This is a genomic window from Brevibacterium sediminis, from assembly GCF_013623905.1.
Lineage (GTDB): Bacteria > Actinomycetota > Actinomycetes > Actinomycetales > Brevibacteriaceae > Brevibacterium > Brevibacterium sediminis.
The window spans coordinates 111,883-127,476 of the sequence record NZ_JABKDD010000010.1; the positions used below are offsets into that span (position 1 = coordinate 111,883).

Genomic DNA, 15,594 nt, shown 5'->3' on the forward strand with positions numbered 1-15,594 from the left:
GTCCCGACGCTACCAGCATCAACGAGGCGGCGGAAGACCGCCGGGGAGCGATCAGTTGCCGAGCGCACAGATCATGGCACGGCATCGGTCGCCACTGAGTAGGCGGCGTTGTGGGCGGCTCTGGTGAGAACCGTGAACGCGATCCCCAGGATCAGGACAAGGCTGATCATCGTCAGCGCGGCAACGACGAGACCGTCGTGGTAGATCCACGGGTGCCCGGTTCCGCCGGCGGCGATCAATTGTCCGGATGGGCCGGGCAACGCGCGAGTGACGACAGCAGTGAGCACCGCCGCGTAGGCGGCAACGAAAACCGCTTCGGAACCGATGCGGAACAAGTTGAGGACTCCTGATGCGGCACCGGACCGATCGGCAGGAACTGCGGCGAGGGCTTCGGCATCGACGAATCCGAGCGGAAGGCCGAACCCCAGGCCGAGCAGGACCATAGGAGCGACACTGACGGCAACTGGCATGTCTGGACGGAGCAGAAGAAGCACACCGATTCCCCCGGCAAGCAGGCAGAGGAATGAGGCGCCGACAATGAGAGTCGGCGAGATGCTTGTGCGCGACATGATCCGGTGAACAAGGAGCGGTGAGAGCAGCACAGGGATGGTCATCACCAGCATCAGGGTTCCGGTGGCTCCTGCCGGAAGCCCGTGCGTTGCTCCCAGCGCACTGGGGAGATAGGTCAAGAAGGTGACGAAGCCGACTGCCCCCGCAATTGGTACGAGCGTCATTGCGAGGAACTGTGGCGACTTCAGTGCAGAGAAGTCGAGCATCTCGCGGAGCGAGGTTGCGCTTCTTCCCAGCTGCGGAAGACGTGCGGAGCCGAGCAGAGCGAGGGCCAAGACAATTGTGTGACCGGCGAAGATGCCCTGCCAGTCGTAAACGGCAAGAAGCAGCCCCGATAATGCCGGACCGGCGGCGAGCCCAAGTCCGTTGATCGTGCCGAACAATGCGAAGGCCTGAGCTCTGGCCTTCCCTGTGAAGAGATGACTCAGTATCGGGGCGGCGCCGGTGAGTACGGCGGCCGAACCGATGCCGGCAATGGTGCGGCCGATATCCAGAACGATGATGCTCGACGACAGCATGCTGACCGCGCCACCGGCAGCGGCGACGACGATGCCGATGCGAAACGAGCGCGTATAGCCGATCCGGTCGGAGCAGGCGCCCCACACGATCGTGCAGATCGCGAATGACACATTGAATCCGTTGACGACCCATTGCAGCGGTGCCGGATTCGAGCCCAGGTCGTCGGCAATTGAGGGTAGTGCGACGGCAGTTCCGGAGATGGACAACGGGATCACGAATTGGGCGAGCAGGATTGCGAGCAGCAGAAGCCTTGGTCGCGGCACAGAAAACTCCTCGTATTCGATGGCAGACGGAGGTTCGAGCAATTGCGAACCTGATAAGCCTGACACGGCGATGAGGTACGATGCAAGTCGAACCTTGATCATTTCTGAGGAGGCCGATTCTGGTGATGGAATGTGTGGAACCGGACGAGATCGAACTTGGTGCGGTGCTGTCCGCGCTGGCGGACCCGCATCGGCGAAAGGTCGTTCGAGACTTGGTGAACGATGCGGAGGAAGACGAACGGTCGTGCACGAGTTTCGGCCTGGATGTGTCCAAGTCCACGCGCAGTCATCACTTCAAGGTGCTTCGCGAAGCCGGGTTGGTGCATCAAGTCGATCGAGGCAACCGCAGTGGGGTGACTCTGCGAAGACGCGATCTCGATGCACGTTTCCCGGGTCTGCTTGCACTCATCGGAGACGAGCGCGAATTCTGAGCGTCTCTCCCCAGGTTCCCAGCGACTGGCTGACGAAGTCTAGAGGTCGATGGCGACAATCGGATCCGTGGTCGGCTGCTTCGAGCCTCCCTCGGGCTCGACGGTGATGCCGAAGACGCTGCCCGAGGCGAACGTCTCGCCCGCAATGGTCACCGGATCGTCCGACATCAGACCGGCGCTTTCCGGACCGTCGGCACCGATGACCCACATCTGCATCGACTTTCCGGCCGGTGGCCGCCCGATGTCTTTCGGACTGAGACGGATGAGCTGCTCGCTCTCGGAGGAGAGCACGGTGACGGAGCCGCCCTCCGGCATGTCTGCGGTGCTCGTCTTCAGGTCACTGGCCTCCATGAGACGAGCGGAGTCATCGAGCTGCTGCTGAGTCGCCGCCAAGTCCTCTTCCAAGGAATTCTGTCGCTGATTCTGCTGCCAGACGGTGGCGCCGAGTCCTGCGGCGACGACGATCGCCGCCGCAGCTGCCGCCCAGGGCAGCCAGGAACTGCGGCGAGGCTGTGACTCGCCGGCGCCCTCTGCGCGGGCATCGGACCGGCGTGCCTCCCGATGGTCGGCGAGCGATGCCGGAGCGGCCGGCTCATCGGCGGAGGCCTCCGCAGCGACCGACGAAGTCTCAGGCTCGACAGCGGGTGAGGTCTCCGGTGCCGACTCCTGGGGGTAGTTCTCGGGGATCGACAGAATTGCCTCTTGAGTCGCCGAGCTGACCTCGACCGGTTCATCGGATTCGGCCGCGTCGGCCATCACGTCGGCATAGGCGGCGACTTCGGCCCGGAAGTCGGCGTCGGCATCGGCCAGCGCCTGAGCCTCGGTGAGTTCTGAGTCGCTGAGCCCGCCGAGGGCCAGCCCGGCAGCCAGATAGTCACGATCTGCGCTCATCGGCTTGCCTCCAACTCTTCTCGCAGCTTCTTCATTCCGTCCCTGATCCGTGACTTGATGGTACCCAGGGGCACCTGGAGATTCTCAGAGATCTGGGTGTGGGTCATGCCTTGGTAGAAGGCCATGACGATCGGTTCGGCCTGCTCATCCGGGAGGATCCGCAGAGCCGAGACGGTCCGGTCCGATTCTGCACGGGCGATGACGGTCTGCTCCACCTGGTCGCCTGCTTCGGCGGTGGTGCGGAGCCCGTCCGCATAGTCTCTGTCCTGTTGAGCCTGGACGCTGCGCACACAGTCGATGGCTCGCCTGCGGCACAGGGTGATCAGCCATGCCCGTCCGCTGCCGCGCCCCGGGTCGAAGCCCGAACACCGGGTCCACACCTCGGTGAAGCAGTCCTGGAGGACCTCCTCGGCCAGTGTTCGGCTCTTGACGATTCGCAGGATGACGGCCATGAGGATGCGGGAGTGAGTGGTGAACAGTTCTTCGAATGCGGACCGGTCGCCCTCGGCGATGCGGATCAGCAGGGCACCGCCGGGATCGGCGGAATCCGCCGGCTGGTGATCAGAACTCATTGCCCAATCATGCCATGCATGCAGAAACCGATCACACCTTTCCCAGGTGAGCGAGTCGAGCGGGGTGGGCGCAGTGGTGGGAGCGTGTGCAGCAGAGACGGTCAGTCGACGTTCGCCTGAAGCCGCACGAACCGGCGAGGAACCGAAAGCGGCCGGGAGCCGATCCTGTTGCTGCTGATCGGTTCCCGGCCACTGCATCGTGGTGTTCTCTCGCTGTGGACTCTCCGGTCACTTCTTGGGCATCATCACGGCGTCGACCATGTAGACCGTGGCGTTGGCGGTCTTGACTCCGCCGCAGACCAGTCCGGCATCGTCGAACTTCATGTCCTCGCCCTCACCGGAGATCTTCACCTTCGAACCTTCGACGGTCTCGTGTTCACCGGCGATCTCATCGGGGGAGAGCTGTCCGGGGATGACGTGGTAGGTCAGCACCTTCGTCAGCTGGTCCGAGTCCTTGGCCAGGGCGTCGAGGTCGTCCTTGGGCACATCGGCGAAGGCATCGTCGACCGGGGCGATGACCGTGAACTCGTCACCGTTGAGGGTGTCGACGAGGTCGACATCGGGGTTGAGCTTGCCCGAGACAGCCTTGGTCAGGGTCGTGAGCATCGGGTTGTTCGAGGCGGCAGTGGCCACCGGGTCCTGGCCCATGCCCTCGACAGAACCTGCCCCGTCCGGGTTCGCCTCGGCGTAAGCCGAGCAGCCCTTGCCGACGAGGTCGGAATCGGCCATGGAGGAGTCGCCGGACTCGTCGGGCATCTCGGACTCGCCCGAGTCAGCGGGCTGAGATTCGGAGCTGCCCGATTCCGAACCGGACTCCTCCCCGCCGGAACCGGAATCCATTCCGCAGCCGCTCAGTGCCAGGAGGCCGATGGCGCCGGCCGAGAGGATGGTGGCGGTGCGTGTGCGAAGCAGTGTCTTCATTGTTCTTCTCCTAATCAACAGTGATGCGTATTCGCGCACAGCTGTGAAGTGATCTCCATTGCTCGCTGTGTACTGGGTATTCGGTGCGGTGCCCGGTTCGGATGGGCGGATGGGGAAGAAATCTTTAGAATTTCTTCGCCGAGGCGGCTGCAGGCTCATTCGACGCGGAATTGGATGTGGTGGTGCCCGGTGGCCGAGTTCGGGATCGAATCCCGGCGTTTCGCTGTCTGCACTGTGCCGTCCTTGTCCGTGGCACGCACGGTGAGGGTATGTGACCCCGCGGCCACCTCGGCGAATTCGGCCCGCCACTGTCGCCAGGTGTCGATCGTGACCTCCTCGGCCAGATCCGCCTGCGTCCATTCGCCGTCGTCGAGCTTGACCTCGACGCGGTCGATCCCTGAACGCTGCGCCCAGGCGGTGCCGCCGACCCGGAGGTCCCCGGCAGGGACCTTGGCCAGCGGCTTGGGGACCTCGATGCGCGAAGCGACGAGGATGGGGGCCTTGGCATCCCACCCGCGGTCGGTCCAGTAGGCGGTCTTCTCATCGAAGCGGGTGACCTCGAGTTCGGTCACCCATTTCGTCGCGGAAACGAAGCCGTAGAGCCCGGGAACGACGAGGCGGGCGGGGAAGCCGTGGATCGGGGTGAGCGGTTGGCCGTTCATTCCCACCGCCAGGAGGGCGGCGCGGTCATCGGTCAGAGCACCGATCGGGGTCGAGGCGGTGAATCCATCGAAGGAGTGGGAGAGGACCATATCGGCTTGCGAGTTCGGGCGTGCTCGGGCGAGGAGATCACGCACGGGATATCCGAGCCAGGTCGCATTGCCGACGAGGTCCCCGCCGACGGGATTGGACACGCAGGTGAGCGTGATGTGGTGTTCTTCCAGCGGCAGGTCGAGGACGTCGTCCATCGTCAGGGTCACCTCCTCTTCGACCATGCCGTGGATGCGCAGGGACCACTGTTCCGGGTCGATGACCGGTGGTGAGAGCACCGTGTCGATGCGGTAGAAGTCCTTCGCTTCGGTGACGAAGGGGACCGTGCCGTCGAGGTCGGTGCTCGCGGCGGCGGGGATCGCGGCCGCCTTCTTCGCAGGGTCGGGCAGCACCAGCTTGGCCACCGCTGCTCCGGCTTCCTGTGTGAGGGAGACGAGGGTCTGGCCGGCGGCGATGGTGACGGCCCCGATGGTGCCGACGGCACCGGCGAGGCCGAAGAAACGGCGGCGGCTCAAGGGCTCCGAGGTTCGAGAACCGCGCGCGACATCGGGACTGTCGGTCGCCTCGGCGGTGGAAGTCGGTACCCCGAAGCGCAGCAGAAGCAGGAAGACCGTGATGCCCACGGCGATGCCGATCAGCGTGGGAATGACATCGATGGCACCCGCTTCGGGGCGCAGGACGATGACGATGACGGGGACGAGCCCGGCGACGACCAGCAGCGTCGTGGCCAGACGCCGGCGGGAAACCGCCAGGGCTCCGATGAGACCGGCGAGGACGATCGCACCGAGGCCGGTGGAGAGGACGAGGACGAGTTTGTCGTTGTCGCCGAACAGGGCGATGACGGGTTTGATCGCCGCCGGGGGAGCAAGTGGGATGATCGCCTGACCGAGGGTGAGCAGGGGTGCGGCGCTCGGGGTGAAGGCACGCGCGATGAGGTCTGCGAGACCGAACATCATGACTGTGGCGACGATGCCTGCCACGACGCCGCGGAAACGGTGGGTTGCACGGGTTTTCCGATTCATAGTGATCATTCGGAGCCGCCGGGACGGCGGATGGGTCTGCGGGTTTTGTTACTGACCATTCACTGAAACGCCAGTGACCTTGTTGCGTGCCTGTCGTAGCATGGTGCAATGACTGAGAAACCCGGATACGCCCAGCCGCAGGCTCCGACCGGAGACGCGGATGAGCCGAAGAGCCCGAGTGCCCCGATCTACACCGCGAAGGTCGAGAACCTCGGCGGCACCTCGGGCGAGGTGCGCGTCGAAGACGGCCAGACCCTGTCCACCGCCCCGACCTCACGGGTCGAAGAGGGCAACAACCCGGAACAGTTCCTCGCCATGGCCTGGTCGACCTGCCTCGGCGAGACGCTCAAGGTCGTCCTCGCGGTCAATGAGATCGAGGCGCTCTCACGCGTGCGCGTCGAGGTCGAGCTGCACAACGAACCCTCCGGCAACGGCTTCTACTTCGCTCCGAAGGCGTTCATCTCCATCGAAGGGGTCTCGGACACCGACGCCGAGAAGTACGCTGCCCGCGCCCACGCTCGCTGCCCCATCTCCAAACTGCTTATGGGCAAGGGCACCCCGGTCGTCGAAATCGAACCGTACAAGAACCCGGACAACTTCCAGCTCAGCTGAATCGGCTGAGCAGAGAACGAGAGGCCCCGACTGTCACGGTCGGGGCCTCTTCCGTCGGCGCCTGCGCTTTACCTGTCGGACTCCGCGGCAAAGTCGGCGGCGATCTGCGCCAACTGCACGGCCGCCTCGGCGGGGCGGATCAGCCATCCCACGTGGGACGACGCCAGCGTGCGCACCCGGTAGGGATTGTCCGGGGTGAGCGCATCACCTTCGCGGATGAGGCGATCCTGCATCGCGGTCGGCACGCTCCGATCCTCGCCGAGGCGGACGAACGTACGCGGAATCGTCCCCCACGTGCCCGCCTGCGCCCGGTGTTCGGGGCCTCCCGCGTCGAGGTTCTCATCCGGCTGCAGTGAGCCCAAGAAAATGCGGAACTCGTCATCGCTGACGTCGGCGCAGAAGAGTGCTTTCAGGCCGTCGAGGACCACCGGGTCCGCCTGGCGGAAATTGCAGCGCAGCAGACCCAGCTGCCCGGGATCACCGGCCAGGGCCCGGGCGAGAGCCGCATTGTCGACGGTCTTCATTTCGGGTTCGGCATTGTATTCGGCGGCCGGGAGGTCCACCGGTGCCCATGCGGAGACATAGACCATGTGGTCGATGAGCTCCGGATGCGCATTCGCCAAGGCTGTCAGCGTGGCCCCGCCGCGGCTGTGGGCGACGATGACCACCGGTCCGTGCTCCTTGGCGCGGGCGGCCGCCTCGGCGAGAGCCCGGACATTGTCGTCGACGGTCACACCTCTGATCGATCCCGGCTCCGAGGTGAACCGGGCGAGATCCTGAGGCGCCTGATACCCGAGCGGGAAGGTGGCGGCGAAACCGTGACCCGGCAGGTCGACCGCAGCCGAGCGCACTCCGTGGAAGGCGAGTTCGGCCTGCAGAGGGGCGAAAGAGAAGGAAGTGGCGAAAGCGCCGTGGACGAGGATGAGCGTCGGCTGCGTCATCTCCTCAGCCTAGCGGCCGCCTCGGCGATGGGGAACGGAACACCAGACAAATGGCTCACTGGATGTCGAAGCGGATTACAGTGGCTGGTAGGACGCTCGGCACCGGGCCGGGCACGGAGCGACGAGAGGAGCCGAGGTGGAGGTGAACTTGCAGGAGTTCCTGTTCCTCGCCCTCGACCTCACCGGCACTTTCGTATTCGCAGTCTCCGGAGTGCTGCTGGCCGCGCGACGCAATTTCGACATCACCGGCGGGTTGGTGCTGGGCACGATGACGGGCATCGGCGGAGGCATGATCCGCGATGTGCTCCTCGACCGGGTGCCCAACGCCATCGGCCAACCGATCTACCTCGCCCCGCCGGTGATTGCGACCCTGCTCATCTACATCATCGGCTCCCACATCTCCCGGGCACGGATATGGATCGTCGCCTTCGACGCGATGGGCCTCGGCCTCTTCAGCGTCACCGGCACGACGATCGCGCTCGCCGCAGGGACGAACTATCCGGCGGCGCTGCTCATGGGTGCGCTGACCGCGTGCGGCGGCGGACTCATGCGCGATGCCGTGGCCAGTGAGGATCCGGCGATCTTCCGCGGCACCGACCTCTACCTCATCCCCGCCCTGTTCGGTTCGGGGCTGACGATCATCGCCGAGGTGACCGGACTGTTGGGTGCCATCGCCTCACTCATCATCGCGGCTGCCGCCTTCGGCTTCCGCATGCTCGCCTGGAAGCTGCAGTGGCGTGTGCCGCAGCCGATGCGGCAATGGTCGTACCGGGACACCGGTCAACGCGTGAAGAAGAAGCTGCCGTCGGTTTTCCGGAAACCGGACTGAGGGCGTCGGTGTCTCGCTTCGTCGAAATCAGCGGTGTCGAGGCTGACACATCGCTGCCTGTATGGGGCGCCTGTGGGTGTGCGACGATGAAATCATGAGTGAGACACCGCCCGGACCACCGCCACCGGGGCCGCTTCCGCTGCACGAGGAGGAACCGGTCCCGACGTGGACACGCGACTTTCTGCGCGTCCTCGGCTTCACCCTCTTCGGTGCGCTTTTCTTCACCTTCTTCATCTGGCTCGCCTCGACGGGGCTGATGGTCAGCAACAACTTCGACATCATCGAAGCGGATGCGATGTGGATGGGAATCTGTGCCGCAGGCCTCGCCTTCTTCTTCCCGTTCCTGTTCATGGAGCACAAACGACCGGATGACGGGTTCCGGCGTGAGGGTCTCATTCCGCTGATTCTCCTCGGCGTGGTCGCCTCCGCAGTGATCGTCTCCCTGGTGGCGCTGGTCTGGCCGTTCTTTCTCGGCGTGCGGGCCGTTCCCGGAACGGTTGCCGCGGAACTCAATGCCGATCCGGCGAGCTTCTTCCTCGTTCTGCTCTTCTTCATCGGCGGCATGGCGTGGAGCACGTGCATGATGATGCCGATGATGATCGGCGGCTACAAAGTCGCGCTGTGGCTGCTGTTACCGTATCTCGGATTTGCCTTCCTCATCTTCTTCGCCGGTGTGCAGGTCTTTGAGAACCCGCCGAGCCTGCTTGTCATGATGATCTGGGTGGCCGTGGCGCTGTCCGGTCTGGCGGTGCTGACGGCGCTCGCGGCTCTGCGCAATGTCATTGACAAGCCGAAGCCGCAGATGACTGCGAGCGAACGCGATGCGGCCTACCAGGGGTACCTTGCGGACAGGCGTCGGCGCGGACTGACGAATGAGAATCCGCTGCCGGGTATCGACGGACCTCAGCAGCCGCCTCGGCGGTGAGTTGTCGGTATAGACGCGGCCCTTCCCACCTGGAAAGATGAACGCATGAGTGAGCCGACGAGCAACTGGACGACCGATCCTGCACCACTACTGCGCGCTGGGGAGGGATTCCGCCTCGGCGAGGTCGATCCCGAATCCACCCCCGGCTACGACGGGGACAAGAAGAGCGGGAAGAAAGATCTCGAAGCGCTGTCTGCTGAGCTCAACGACCTGCAGGAGCGCCTCTTCGCCGCCCACCACGACGAGGACTCCGGTCCCGCCGTCCTCCTCGTCCTGCAAGCCATGGACACGGCGGGCAAAGGCGGAATCGTCCGCCACGTCGTCGGAGCCGTCGATCCGCAGGGTGTCGAGCTCGCCGCCTTCAAGAAACCGACTGAAGAGGAACTCGCCCACGACTTCCTTTGGCGCATCCGACCGCGCGTGCCCGGGCCCGGCATGATCGGAGTCTTCGACCGCTCACACTACGAGGATGTGCTCATCGGCCGCGTTCGTGAACTCGCCGACGAGACCGAGATCGAGCGCCGCTACACCGCCATCAACGACTTCGAAGCTGAACTGATCGCGGCGGGAGTGCGGATCGTCAAGGTCATGCTCCACATCTCTCCGGACGAGCAGAAAGAGCGTCTGGCCGAACGCCTCGAACGGCCGGACAAGTACTGGAAGTACAACCCGGGTGACGTCGACGAACGACTCCTGTGGCCGGATTACATGGACGCCTATCAGGCCGTTTTCGACCGCACCTCCACCGAGGCGACCCCGTGGTTCGTCGTGCCCGCGAACCGGAAATGGTACGCCCGGCTGGCCGTGCAGCGGCTGCTGCTCGATGCCCTGGTCGACATCGACCCGCAGTGGCCGGCCGCCGATTTCGACGTCGAGGTCGAGAAGAAGCGGCTCGCCGAAAGCTGAGGGTCACGTCCGTACGGAACGGCGGTCCGCCTCGGCGAAGGATCTGCCGTGACGAATCGCGACGTCAGTCGCGACGGATGCTGAAGTCGACCTTCGTGGGGTGTTCGACGGTGCGGGAGACAGTGCAGTACTTGTCATGGGAGAGCCCGACGAGGCGTTCGATGCGGGCATCGGCCTTTCGGCCCTCCTCGTCGTCGGGGAACGCGAGGTCGAAGTCGAGGTGGACGTTGTCCACACGAGAGGCTCCGTCTTCGTCGATCTTGTCCGCGGTCGCGGAGACGTCGAACTTCGTGGGTTCGGTGTGACGGCTGGTGACGGTGTCGACGTCGATCGACGAGCAGCCGGCAACGGCGGCCAGCAGCAGTTCGACGGGGGTCATGAGGCCTTCGCCGCGGCCGAATTCGATGCTTGCTCCGCTCGGGGCGGTGGCGCGGTAGTGGTTTTCGGCGATGCGGGTCAGTTCGATGCTGCGGATGTCTTCACTCATGGGGCCATGATGCCAGGTTTCGGAGGCCGCCGTTGTGGTCACGGTCGGCGGGCGGGTGAGCCCATGGTTACGGTCGGCGGTCGGGAGCCTCATCGGTCGTCGGCAGATGCGCTGCCTGCCACGCCTCAAAGCCGCCGATGACATCGGCAGTGCTCGTCAGACCCATCTGTCGCAGGTTCCACGCGGCCAGCGATGAGGAATAACCGTGGCGGCAGATGAGGATCCACCGCCGATCGGTTCGATCGGCCTCGGGGATGCGCCAATCGAAGCCGGGGTCGAGACGCCACGGCAGCACGGTCAGGTCGATGGCGAGGGATCCGGGGATCGACGGAGCAGACTCGCGGTGGACCTCGGTGCGGACATCGACGATGATCGCCCCTTGCTGCTGCTCGATGAAGGCGGCGTGTGGAGTCAGCCGGTCGATCTCGGCGCGGGCGCGATCGAGCAGTGCCAACGAGCCGGGTCGGGCGACACCGTCAGCGAGCACCGAAGTCGACCTTGTCGGCTTCCTCGACCTTCGCGGTGCGACCCGGACCCGATTCGAATCCCCAATAGAGGTTCGTGTGTGAGACCACCTGCTCCGGTGGGGGAGCACCCCATTCGGTGAGATCCTCGGTGGTGTGGGCGTCGGAGACCAGCGTGACGTCGTAGCCGCGGGCGAATCCGCCGTGGATGGTCGAGCGCACGCAGGCATCAGATTGGGCACCGGTGACGATGAGGTGGCCGACGTTCTTTCCGGCGAGCACCTCCTCGAAGTCCGTGCCCTCGAATGTATTGCCGTGGGTCTTCTCGATGATCGCTTCGCCCTCAGCGGGGGAGAGCGTGTCGACGATCTGCCATTGCGGGGAATCGATCGGCAGCTCACCGGAGCTGTGCCGGACCCAGACCACCTCAGTGCCGGTGTTCCGGGCACGGTCGACGAGATGGGAGATCGTGGAAATGACCGATTCGGATTTCCAACTGGCTTGCATGACGCCGTTTTGGACGTCGATGACGACAAGGGCAGAGTTCGGGCGGGTGGACGTCGGCGGTTGAGCTGTGGACATAAGATCCTCCTTGATCAAGGATCATTGTCCTCGCCTCGATCCCAGCAGACAAGAGGTCGGTGCCGGTCCGTTCCGCCGGTGTGAGAATGGGGGAGTGAGCGATTTCTCCGAGGACAACGGCGGTGCCGCCGGTCCGCGCCGTTTCAGCGTGCTTCGCAGTTGGAAGACTGCGCCCTATCTGATCGGATCGGGCACGGCGATGATGGGCGACAATATCGAGCACGTCATCACCTATTGGGTGCTGTGGCAGAAGTTCGAATCCCCGGCGCTCGTCGGATTCCAGCTCATCAGCCACTGGCTGCCCTTCTTGCTCCTGTCCGTCTATGCCGGGTCTCTGGCCGAACGCTTCGACTGCCGCCGCCTCATCCAGATCGGACAGATCATGTTCATGGTCGTGTCCCTGTGTTGGGGAATCCTCTTCCTCACGGACTCTCTGCAGCTGTGGCAGGCCTGCGTGCTGCTCGTCATCCATGGCCTTGCCGGATGCCTGTGGGGTCCTGCCGAGCAGATGATGCTCCATGACTTCGTCGATCGGAAGGAGCTGCCGAGCGCTGTCCGGCTCAATGCGACGTTCCGCAGCCTCGGCATCCTCTTCGGTCCCGTCGTCGGTTCCGCTCTGCTGCTCGGGGTCGGTGCCACGTGGGGCATCTTCATCAACATCGTCTTCTATCTGCCGCTGACGATCTTCCTCATCCGCACCCCCTTCACCGGGCATCTGCGCAGCGGAGGAGTGCGCACCGCGCGGACGACTCTCATCCAGTCGCTGCGGGTGCTCATCGACGTCCGCCACAATCGCGCGATCGTCGGCATGCTGTTGCTGGCCGCGCTCGCCTCGACGACGATCGGGGCGGTGCTGCAGACGGCGATGCCGGTGTTCGGCGACATCCTCAATCCGGTCGGCGGGGACAGTGACTTCACCTATGGCGTGCTGCTCTTCGCCATGGGTGCAGGAGGGGTGCTCGGGGGCTTCGGGCTTGAGGCGACCGGGTGGATCAAGGCCGTTCCGGCTGCCGCGGCACTGGCCGCCGCGGCGATGGGCATCAGCTCTCTGTTCTTCGCCCTGACCTCGCACCTGTGGCTGGCCGTCATCATGCTCGTCATCGCCGGAGTCTCGAAGATCACCGCCGAGTCGACCGAGATGGCGATCATCCAACTCGAAGCGCCGCCGGAGATCCGCGGCCGCGTCATCGGCTCCTATGCGACGTTCGGGCCGGGGATGCAGACCTTCTCCGGAGTCACCGTGGGAGTGCTCGGCACGATCGCCACGATTCCCGGAGCCGTCATCATCGGCGGCACGGTCCTGGCCATCGGAGCTGTGGCCATCGGCACCTACGCCATCACAGGAAGGCGCAACCCCCATGCCCCAATTGCTACCTGACGGCGGCGCAGCCACCTGGCGCCAGGTATCTGGGCCGCCGTCACCTGCTTCTGCGCGGGAATTCGGTGTGCGGTCGCTCGGGTTCGCCCACGTCAAAGGCACACGGCATGAGGCCCGACCGAGTGCAGCCGTCGACGTTCACGGCCCGGTCGGCGATCGTGAGTTCTGCTTCGTCGATGTCGAGCGAGCGCAGGTGCTCAAGACCGTGCAGAATCCTCGGCTCATCCGCATGACCACCTCACTCGTCGACGACATTTTGACGATCGCCCTGCCCGACGGGCGCTCTGCCTCTGGGATGCCAGTAGGCTCGGGTGAGCGCCTGACCTGCTATTACTGGAAGCGACCGGTCGACCTCGAACTCACTGACGGTCCGCATTCGGCACTCGCCTCCGAGTGGCTGGGAAAGCCGGTGCGGCTGGCCCGCGCACGTCGTGGAGACGTGATCTACGGAGCTGGCCTGTCGATCGTCACGACCGCTTCGATGAGGGAACTCGCCGATCAGTCCGGTCACCACGAGCTGCTAGATGAGGCCGCCCGCTTCCGTGCCACTCTCGTCCTCGACACGGACGAACCCTTCATCGAAGAGACCTGGCGAGGCCGGGATGTGACGGTGAACGTGCCGGACGTCGGCGCGCTACGTGTGCGAATCGGGGATCCGATCGCGCGGTGTGCCATCCTCGATCTCGACCCGATCACTGGGGAGCGGGACAGCAATCTGCTCAAGACGCTTGTCGCCAGCCGCCCGCGAAATGAGGTTGGTGAACCGTACTTCGGAGTCAATGCCGAGGTCATCGAAACCTCTGCGGCTCCGGACACCTGAGTGGCCACGTTCCAACGCAGGTGACGGCGGCCCAGATACCTGGCGCCAGGTTGCTGCGCCGCCGTCAGGTAGTAATCAGGTGACGGCGCCGCGGACTTTGTGAGCGTCTGTGTCCCAGAGGTGGTTGTCGAGGATGTCGCGCAGGGCCTCGACGGTGTCCCACACCTCGGTGAACCCGATATAGAGCGGGGTCAGCCCGAACCGCAGCACCTCCGGTTCGCGGTAGTCGCCGATGATTCCGCGCTCGATGAGTGCGCTCATCACCGCAAACCCCTCCGGGTGCCGGATCGAGACCTGGGATCCGCGATGAGCGTGCTCACGTGGGGTGACGACCTCGACCGGGTGATCGGCCAAACGCTCATCGACGAGGTCGATGAACAGGTCGGACAAGGCCAGGGACTTCTCCCGCACCAGGTTCATGTCCACCCGAGAATGGATGTCGAGGCCGAGCTCCGCCACCGACATCGACAAGATACCCTGCGTTCCGGTGAGGTACCGGCGGATGCCGTCGGCCGGTCGATAGTCCGGGGCCATCTCGAACGGTTGGGCATGAGACCACCACCCCGACAGGGGTTGGCTGAATCGGTTCTGCAGCGCCTCGGCGACCCAGATGAACGCCGGTGAGCCGGGCCCGCCGTTGAGGAACTTGTACGTGCAGCCGATCGCCATGTCGGCACCCGAACCGGTGAGATCGATGGGCAGAGCACCCGCCGAATGGCACAGGTCCCAGATGACCATGGCCCCGCCGGCATGGATCGCCGAGGTGGTCGTGCCTATATCGAAGAGACGACCCGTCCGGTAGTTCACGTGGGTGAGCACGACGAGGGCCACCTCGTCGGACATCGTCGTCGGGAACCCTGCGGTGACTTCCTCATCGTCGACGAGGCGGACTTTGTATCCGTCGCCGAGCTGTTCGGCCAATCCTTCGAGCATGTAGATATCGGAGGGGAAGTTCTCCCGCTGAGTGAGGATGACCCGCCGGTCCGGGGAGTCCTCGGCCTGCATCTTCAGCGCCGCCGAGGCGGCCTTGAACAGGTTGATCGAGGTGGTGTCCGTGACGACGGTGGACCCGGCCCCGCCGCCGACGATCCCGGCGATCTTCTCACCCAATTTAGCGGGCAGGTCCCACCAGCTGGCGGAGTTCCATGACCCGATGAGGCCGGTGCCCCATTCGTCGGCGATAACGTCCTGGGCGCGCTCGGCCGCGCCTTTCGTGCGGGGACCGAGCGAGTTCCCGTCGAGGTAGATCGTGCCTTCCGGGAGCAGGAAATCGTCGCGGAAATCACGCAGGGGATCGTTCGCATCGCGTTGTTCGCAGTTCGCGCGGGTGATCGCCGAGGTGGTGGAGACCGGGTCAGGAGTCGTCATCGTCGCCTTCCAAGTAATCGAGAGGGCTGGTGGGCCCGTGCGCTTCTCAGGCTACCCCGTCACTTCCCTCCCAGAACTACCCGACGGCTGTGAGTCTTGGTAGTGGCTGGTCTGGGACCGGCTGGCAGAGTAGGTGTTGGCCGTACCCATCCCGTGATCGTGACTCAACCCGGCGGTGACCCACCCCTCTTTGGTGGTGTCTTCGGGCCGATTTGTCCGATCACATGGGTGGTGCGGCCGGCACCAGCCCGGCCCACCTCGGGGACTGCTGAGGGTTTAGTTGACTTCACGACTGGATAAGTTCCAGGAAGGATGGAAGTCATGCCAAAGATCTACACCGATGAGTTCAAGCAATCAGCGCTCGAGCTCCTGGGCGACGGGA

At 64.7% G+C, this 15,594-nt stretch carries 17 protein-coding genes; 7 read left to right on the plus strand and 10 right to left on the minus strand.

Features of this window, described 5'->3' with window-relative positions:
- Window positions 1-71: 71 nt before the first annotated feature.
- Window positions 72-1,352, minus strand: a complete 1,281-nt coding sequence (locus tag HK108_RS13680; RefSeq protein WP_229664145.1) for an MFS transporter — start codon at window positions 1,350-1,352, stop codon at window positions 72-74.
- Between the two features lie 125 nt (window positions 1,353-1,477).
- Here HK108_RS13680 and HK108_RS13685 point away from each other — a divergent pair, with 125 nt between their 5' ends.
- Window positions 1,478-1,783 carry an ArsR/SmtB family transcription factor gene (locus tag HK108_RS13685; RefSeq protein ID WP_181271926.1) on the plus strand — a complete coding sequence of 102 codons (306 nt, stop codon included), beginning with the start codon at window positions 1,478-1,480 and terminating at the stop codon, window positions 1,781-1,783.
- Window positions 1,784-1,822: 39 nt separating this feature from the next.
- Here the strand turns inward: HK108_RS13685 and HK108_RS13690 are convergent, their stop codons facing one another.
- The 4 genes from HK108_RS13690 to HK108_RS13705 form a co-directional block, all read right to left on the minus strand.
- Entirely contained in the window at window positions 1,823-2,674 is an 852-nt protein-coding gene (locus HK108_RS13690; protein ID WP_181271910.1) for an anti-sigma factor, read from the minus strand.
- Window positions 2,671-3,246 carry a sigma-70 family RNA polymerase sigma factor gene (locus HK108_RS13695; RefSeq protein WP_139467496.1) on the minus strand — a complete coding sequence of 192 codons (576 nt, stop codon included), beginning with the start codon at window positions 3,244-3,246 and terminating at the stop codon, window positions 2,671-2,673. Before HK108_RS13695 ends, HK108_RS13690 begins: the two co-directional genes overlap by 4 nt.
- 228 nt (window positions 3,247-3,474) lie before the next feature.
- Window positions 3,475-4,167 (minus strand): fasciclin domain-containing protein, encoded by a 693-nt coding sequence (locus tag HK108_RS13700; protein ID WP_139467495.1) that lies wholly within the window; start codon window positions 4,165-4,167, stop codon window positions 3,475-3,477.
- 155 nt (window positions 4,168-4,322) lie between these two features.
- Window positions 4,323-5,900, minus strand: a complete 1,578-nt coding sequence (locus HK108_RS13705) for a molybdopterin-dependent oxidoreductase (protein ID WP_229664147.1) — start codon at window positions 5,898-5,900, stop codon at window positions 4,323-4,325.
- Window positions 5,901-6,008: 108 nt separating this feature from the next.
- Between HK108_RS13705 and HK108_RS13710 the strand changes: the two genes are divergently transcribed.
- A complete protein-coding gene (locus HK108_RS13710) occupies window positions 6,009-6,512 on the plus strand; it encodes an OsmC family protein (RefSeq protein WP_052240173.1) in 504 nt (167 codons plus the stop codon).
- Between the two features lie 68 nt (window positions 6,513-6,580).
- Here HK108_RS13710 and HK108_RS13715 read toward each other — a convergent pair whose 3' ends face one another.
- Window positions 6,581-7,453, minus strand: a complete 873-nt coding sequence (locus HK108_RS13715; RefSeq protein WP_181271911.1) for an alpha/beta fold hydrolase — start codon at window positions 7,451-7,453, stop codon at window positions 6,581-6,583.
- A 136-nt stretch (window positions 7,454-7,589) separates the two neighbouring features.
- On the opposite strand from HK108_RS13715, the gene HK108_RS13720 reads away from it, so the two are divergent.
- The 3 genes from HK108_RS13720 (at window position 7,590) to HK108_RS13730 (ending at window position 10,113) form a co-directional block, all read left to right on the plus strand.
- On the plus strand, window positions 7,590-8,282 hold the full coding sequence (locus HK108_RS13720) for a trimeric intracellular cation channel family protein (protein ID WP_229664148.1): 693 nt from the start codon (window positions 7,590-7,592) through the stop codon (window positions 8,280-8,282).
- Window positions 8,283-8,376: 94 nt separating this feature from the next.
- Window positions 8,377-9,207, plus strand: coding sequence for a hypothetical protein (locus HK108_RS13725; RefSeq protein WP_181271912.1), 831 nt, complete (start codon window positions 8,377-8,379; stop codon window positions 9,205-9,207).
- A 45-nt stretch (window positions 9,208-9,252) separates the two neighbouring features.
- A complete protein-coding gene (locus tag HK108_RS13730) occupies window positions 9,253-10,113 on the plus strand; it encodes a PPK2 family polyphosphate kinase (RefSeq protein WP_181271913.1) in 861 nt (286 codons plus the stop codon).
- 64 nt (window positions 10,114-10,177) lie between these two features.
- On the opposite strand, the gene HK108_RS13735 is transcribed toward HK108_RS13730, so the two are convergent.
- The 3 genes from HK108_RS13735 to HK108_RS13745 all read right to left on the minus strand — a co-directional run bounded on the left by HK108_RS13735 (window position 10,178) and on the right by HK108_RS13745 (window position 11,646).
- Window positions 10,178-10,600: an OsmC family protein gene (locus tag HK108_RS13735; RefSeq protein ID WP_101547144.1), complete on the minus strand. Its 423-nt coding sequence runs from the start codon at window positions 10,598-10,600 to the stop codon at window positions 10,178-10,180.
- A 67-nt stretch (window positions 10,601-10,667) separates the two neighbouring features.
- Entirely contained in the window at window positions 10,668-11,087 is a 420-nt protein-coding gene (locus tag HK108_RS13740) for a rhodanese-like domain-containing protein (protein WP_139467489.1), read from the minus strand.
- Window positions 11,077-11,646, minus strand: coding sequence for a cysteine hydrolase family protein (locus HK108_RS13745; protein ID WP_181271914.1), 570 nt, complete (start codon window positions 11,644-11,646; stop codon window positions 11,077-11,079). The genes HK108_RS13740 and HK108_RS13745 overlap by 11 nt, the downstream gene beginning before the upstream one ends.
- Window positions 11,647-11,740: 94 nt before the next feature.
- Here HK108_RS13745 and HK108_RS13750 point away from each other — a divergent pair, with 94 nt between their 5' ends.
- Both HK108_RS13750 and HK108_RS13755 read left to right on the plus strand, forming a co-directional pair.
- Window positions 11,741-13,024 (plus strand): MFS transporter, encoded by a 1,284-nt coding sequence (locus tag HK108_RS13750; RefSeq protein ID WP_139467487.1) that lies wholly within the window; start codon window positions 11,741-11,743, stop codon window positions 13,022-13,024.
- A complete protein-coding gene (locus HK108_RS13755) occupies window positions 13,005-13,844 on the plus strand; it encodes an MOSC domain-containing protein (RefSeq protein WP_181271915.1) in 840 nt (279 codons plus the stop codon). Before HK108_RS13750 ends, HK108_RS13755 begins: the two co-directional genes overlap by 20 nt.
- A gap of 75 nt (window positions 13,845-13,919) precedes the next feature.
- On the opposite strand, the gene kynU is transcribed toward HK108_RS13755, so the two are convergent.
- Entirely contained in the window at window positions 13,920-15,212 is a 1,293-nt protein-coding gene (kynU, locus tag HK108_RS13760) for a kynureninase (protein WP_181271916.1), read from the minus strand.
- Window positions 15,213-15,594 lie beyond the last annotated feature (382 nt).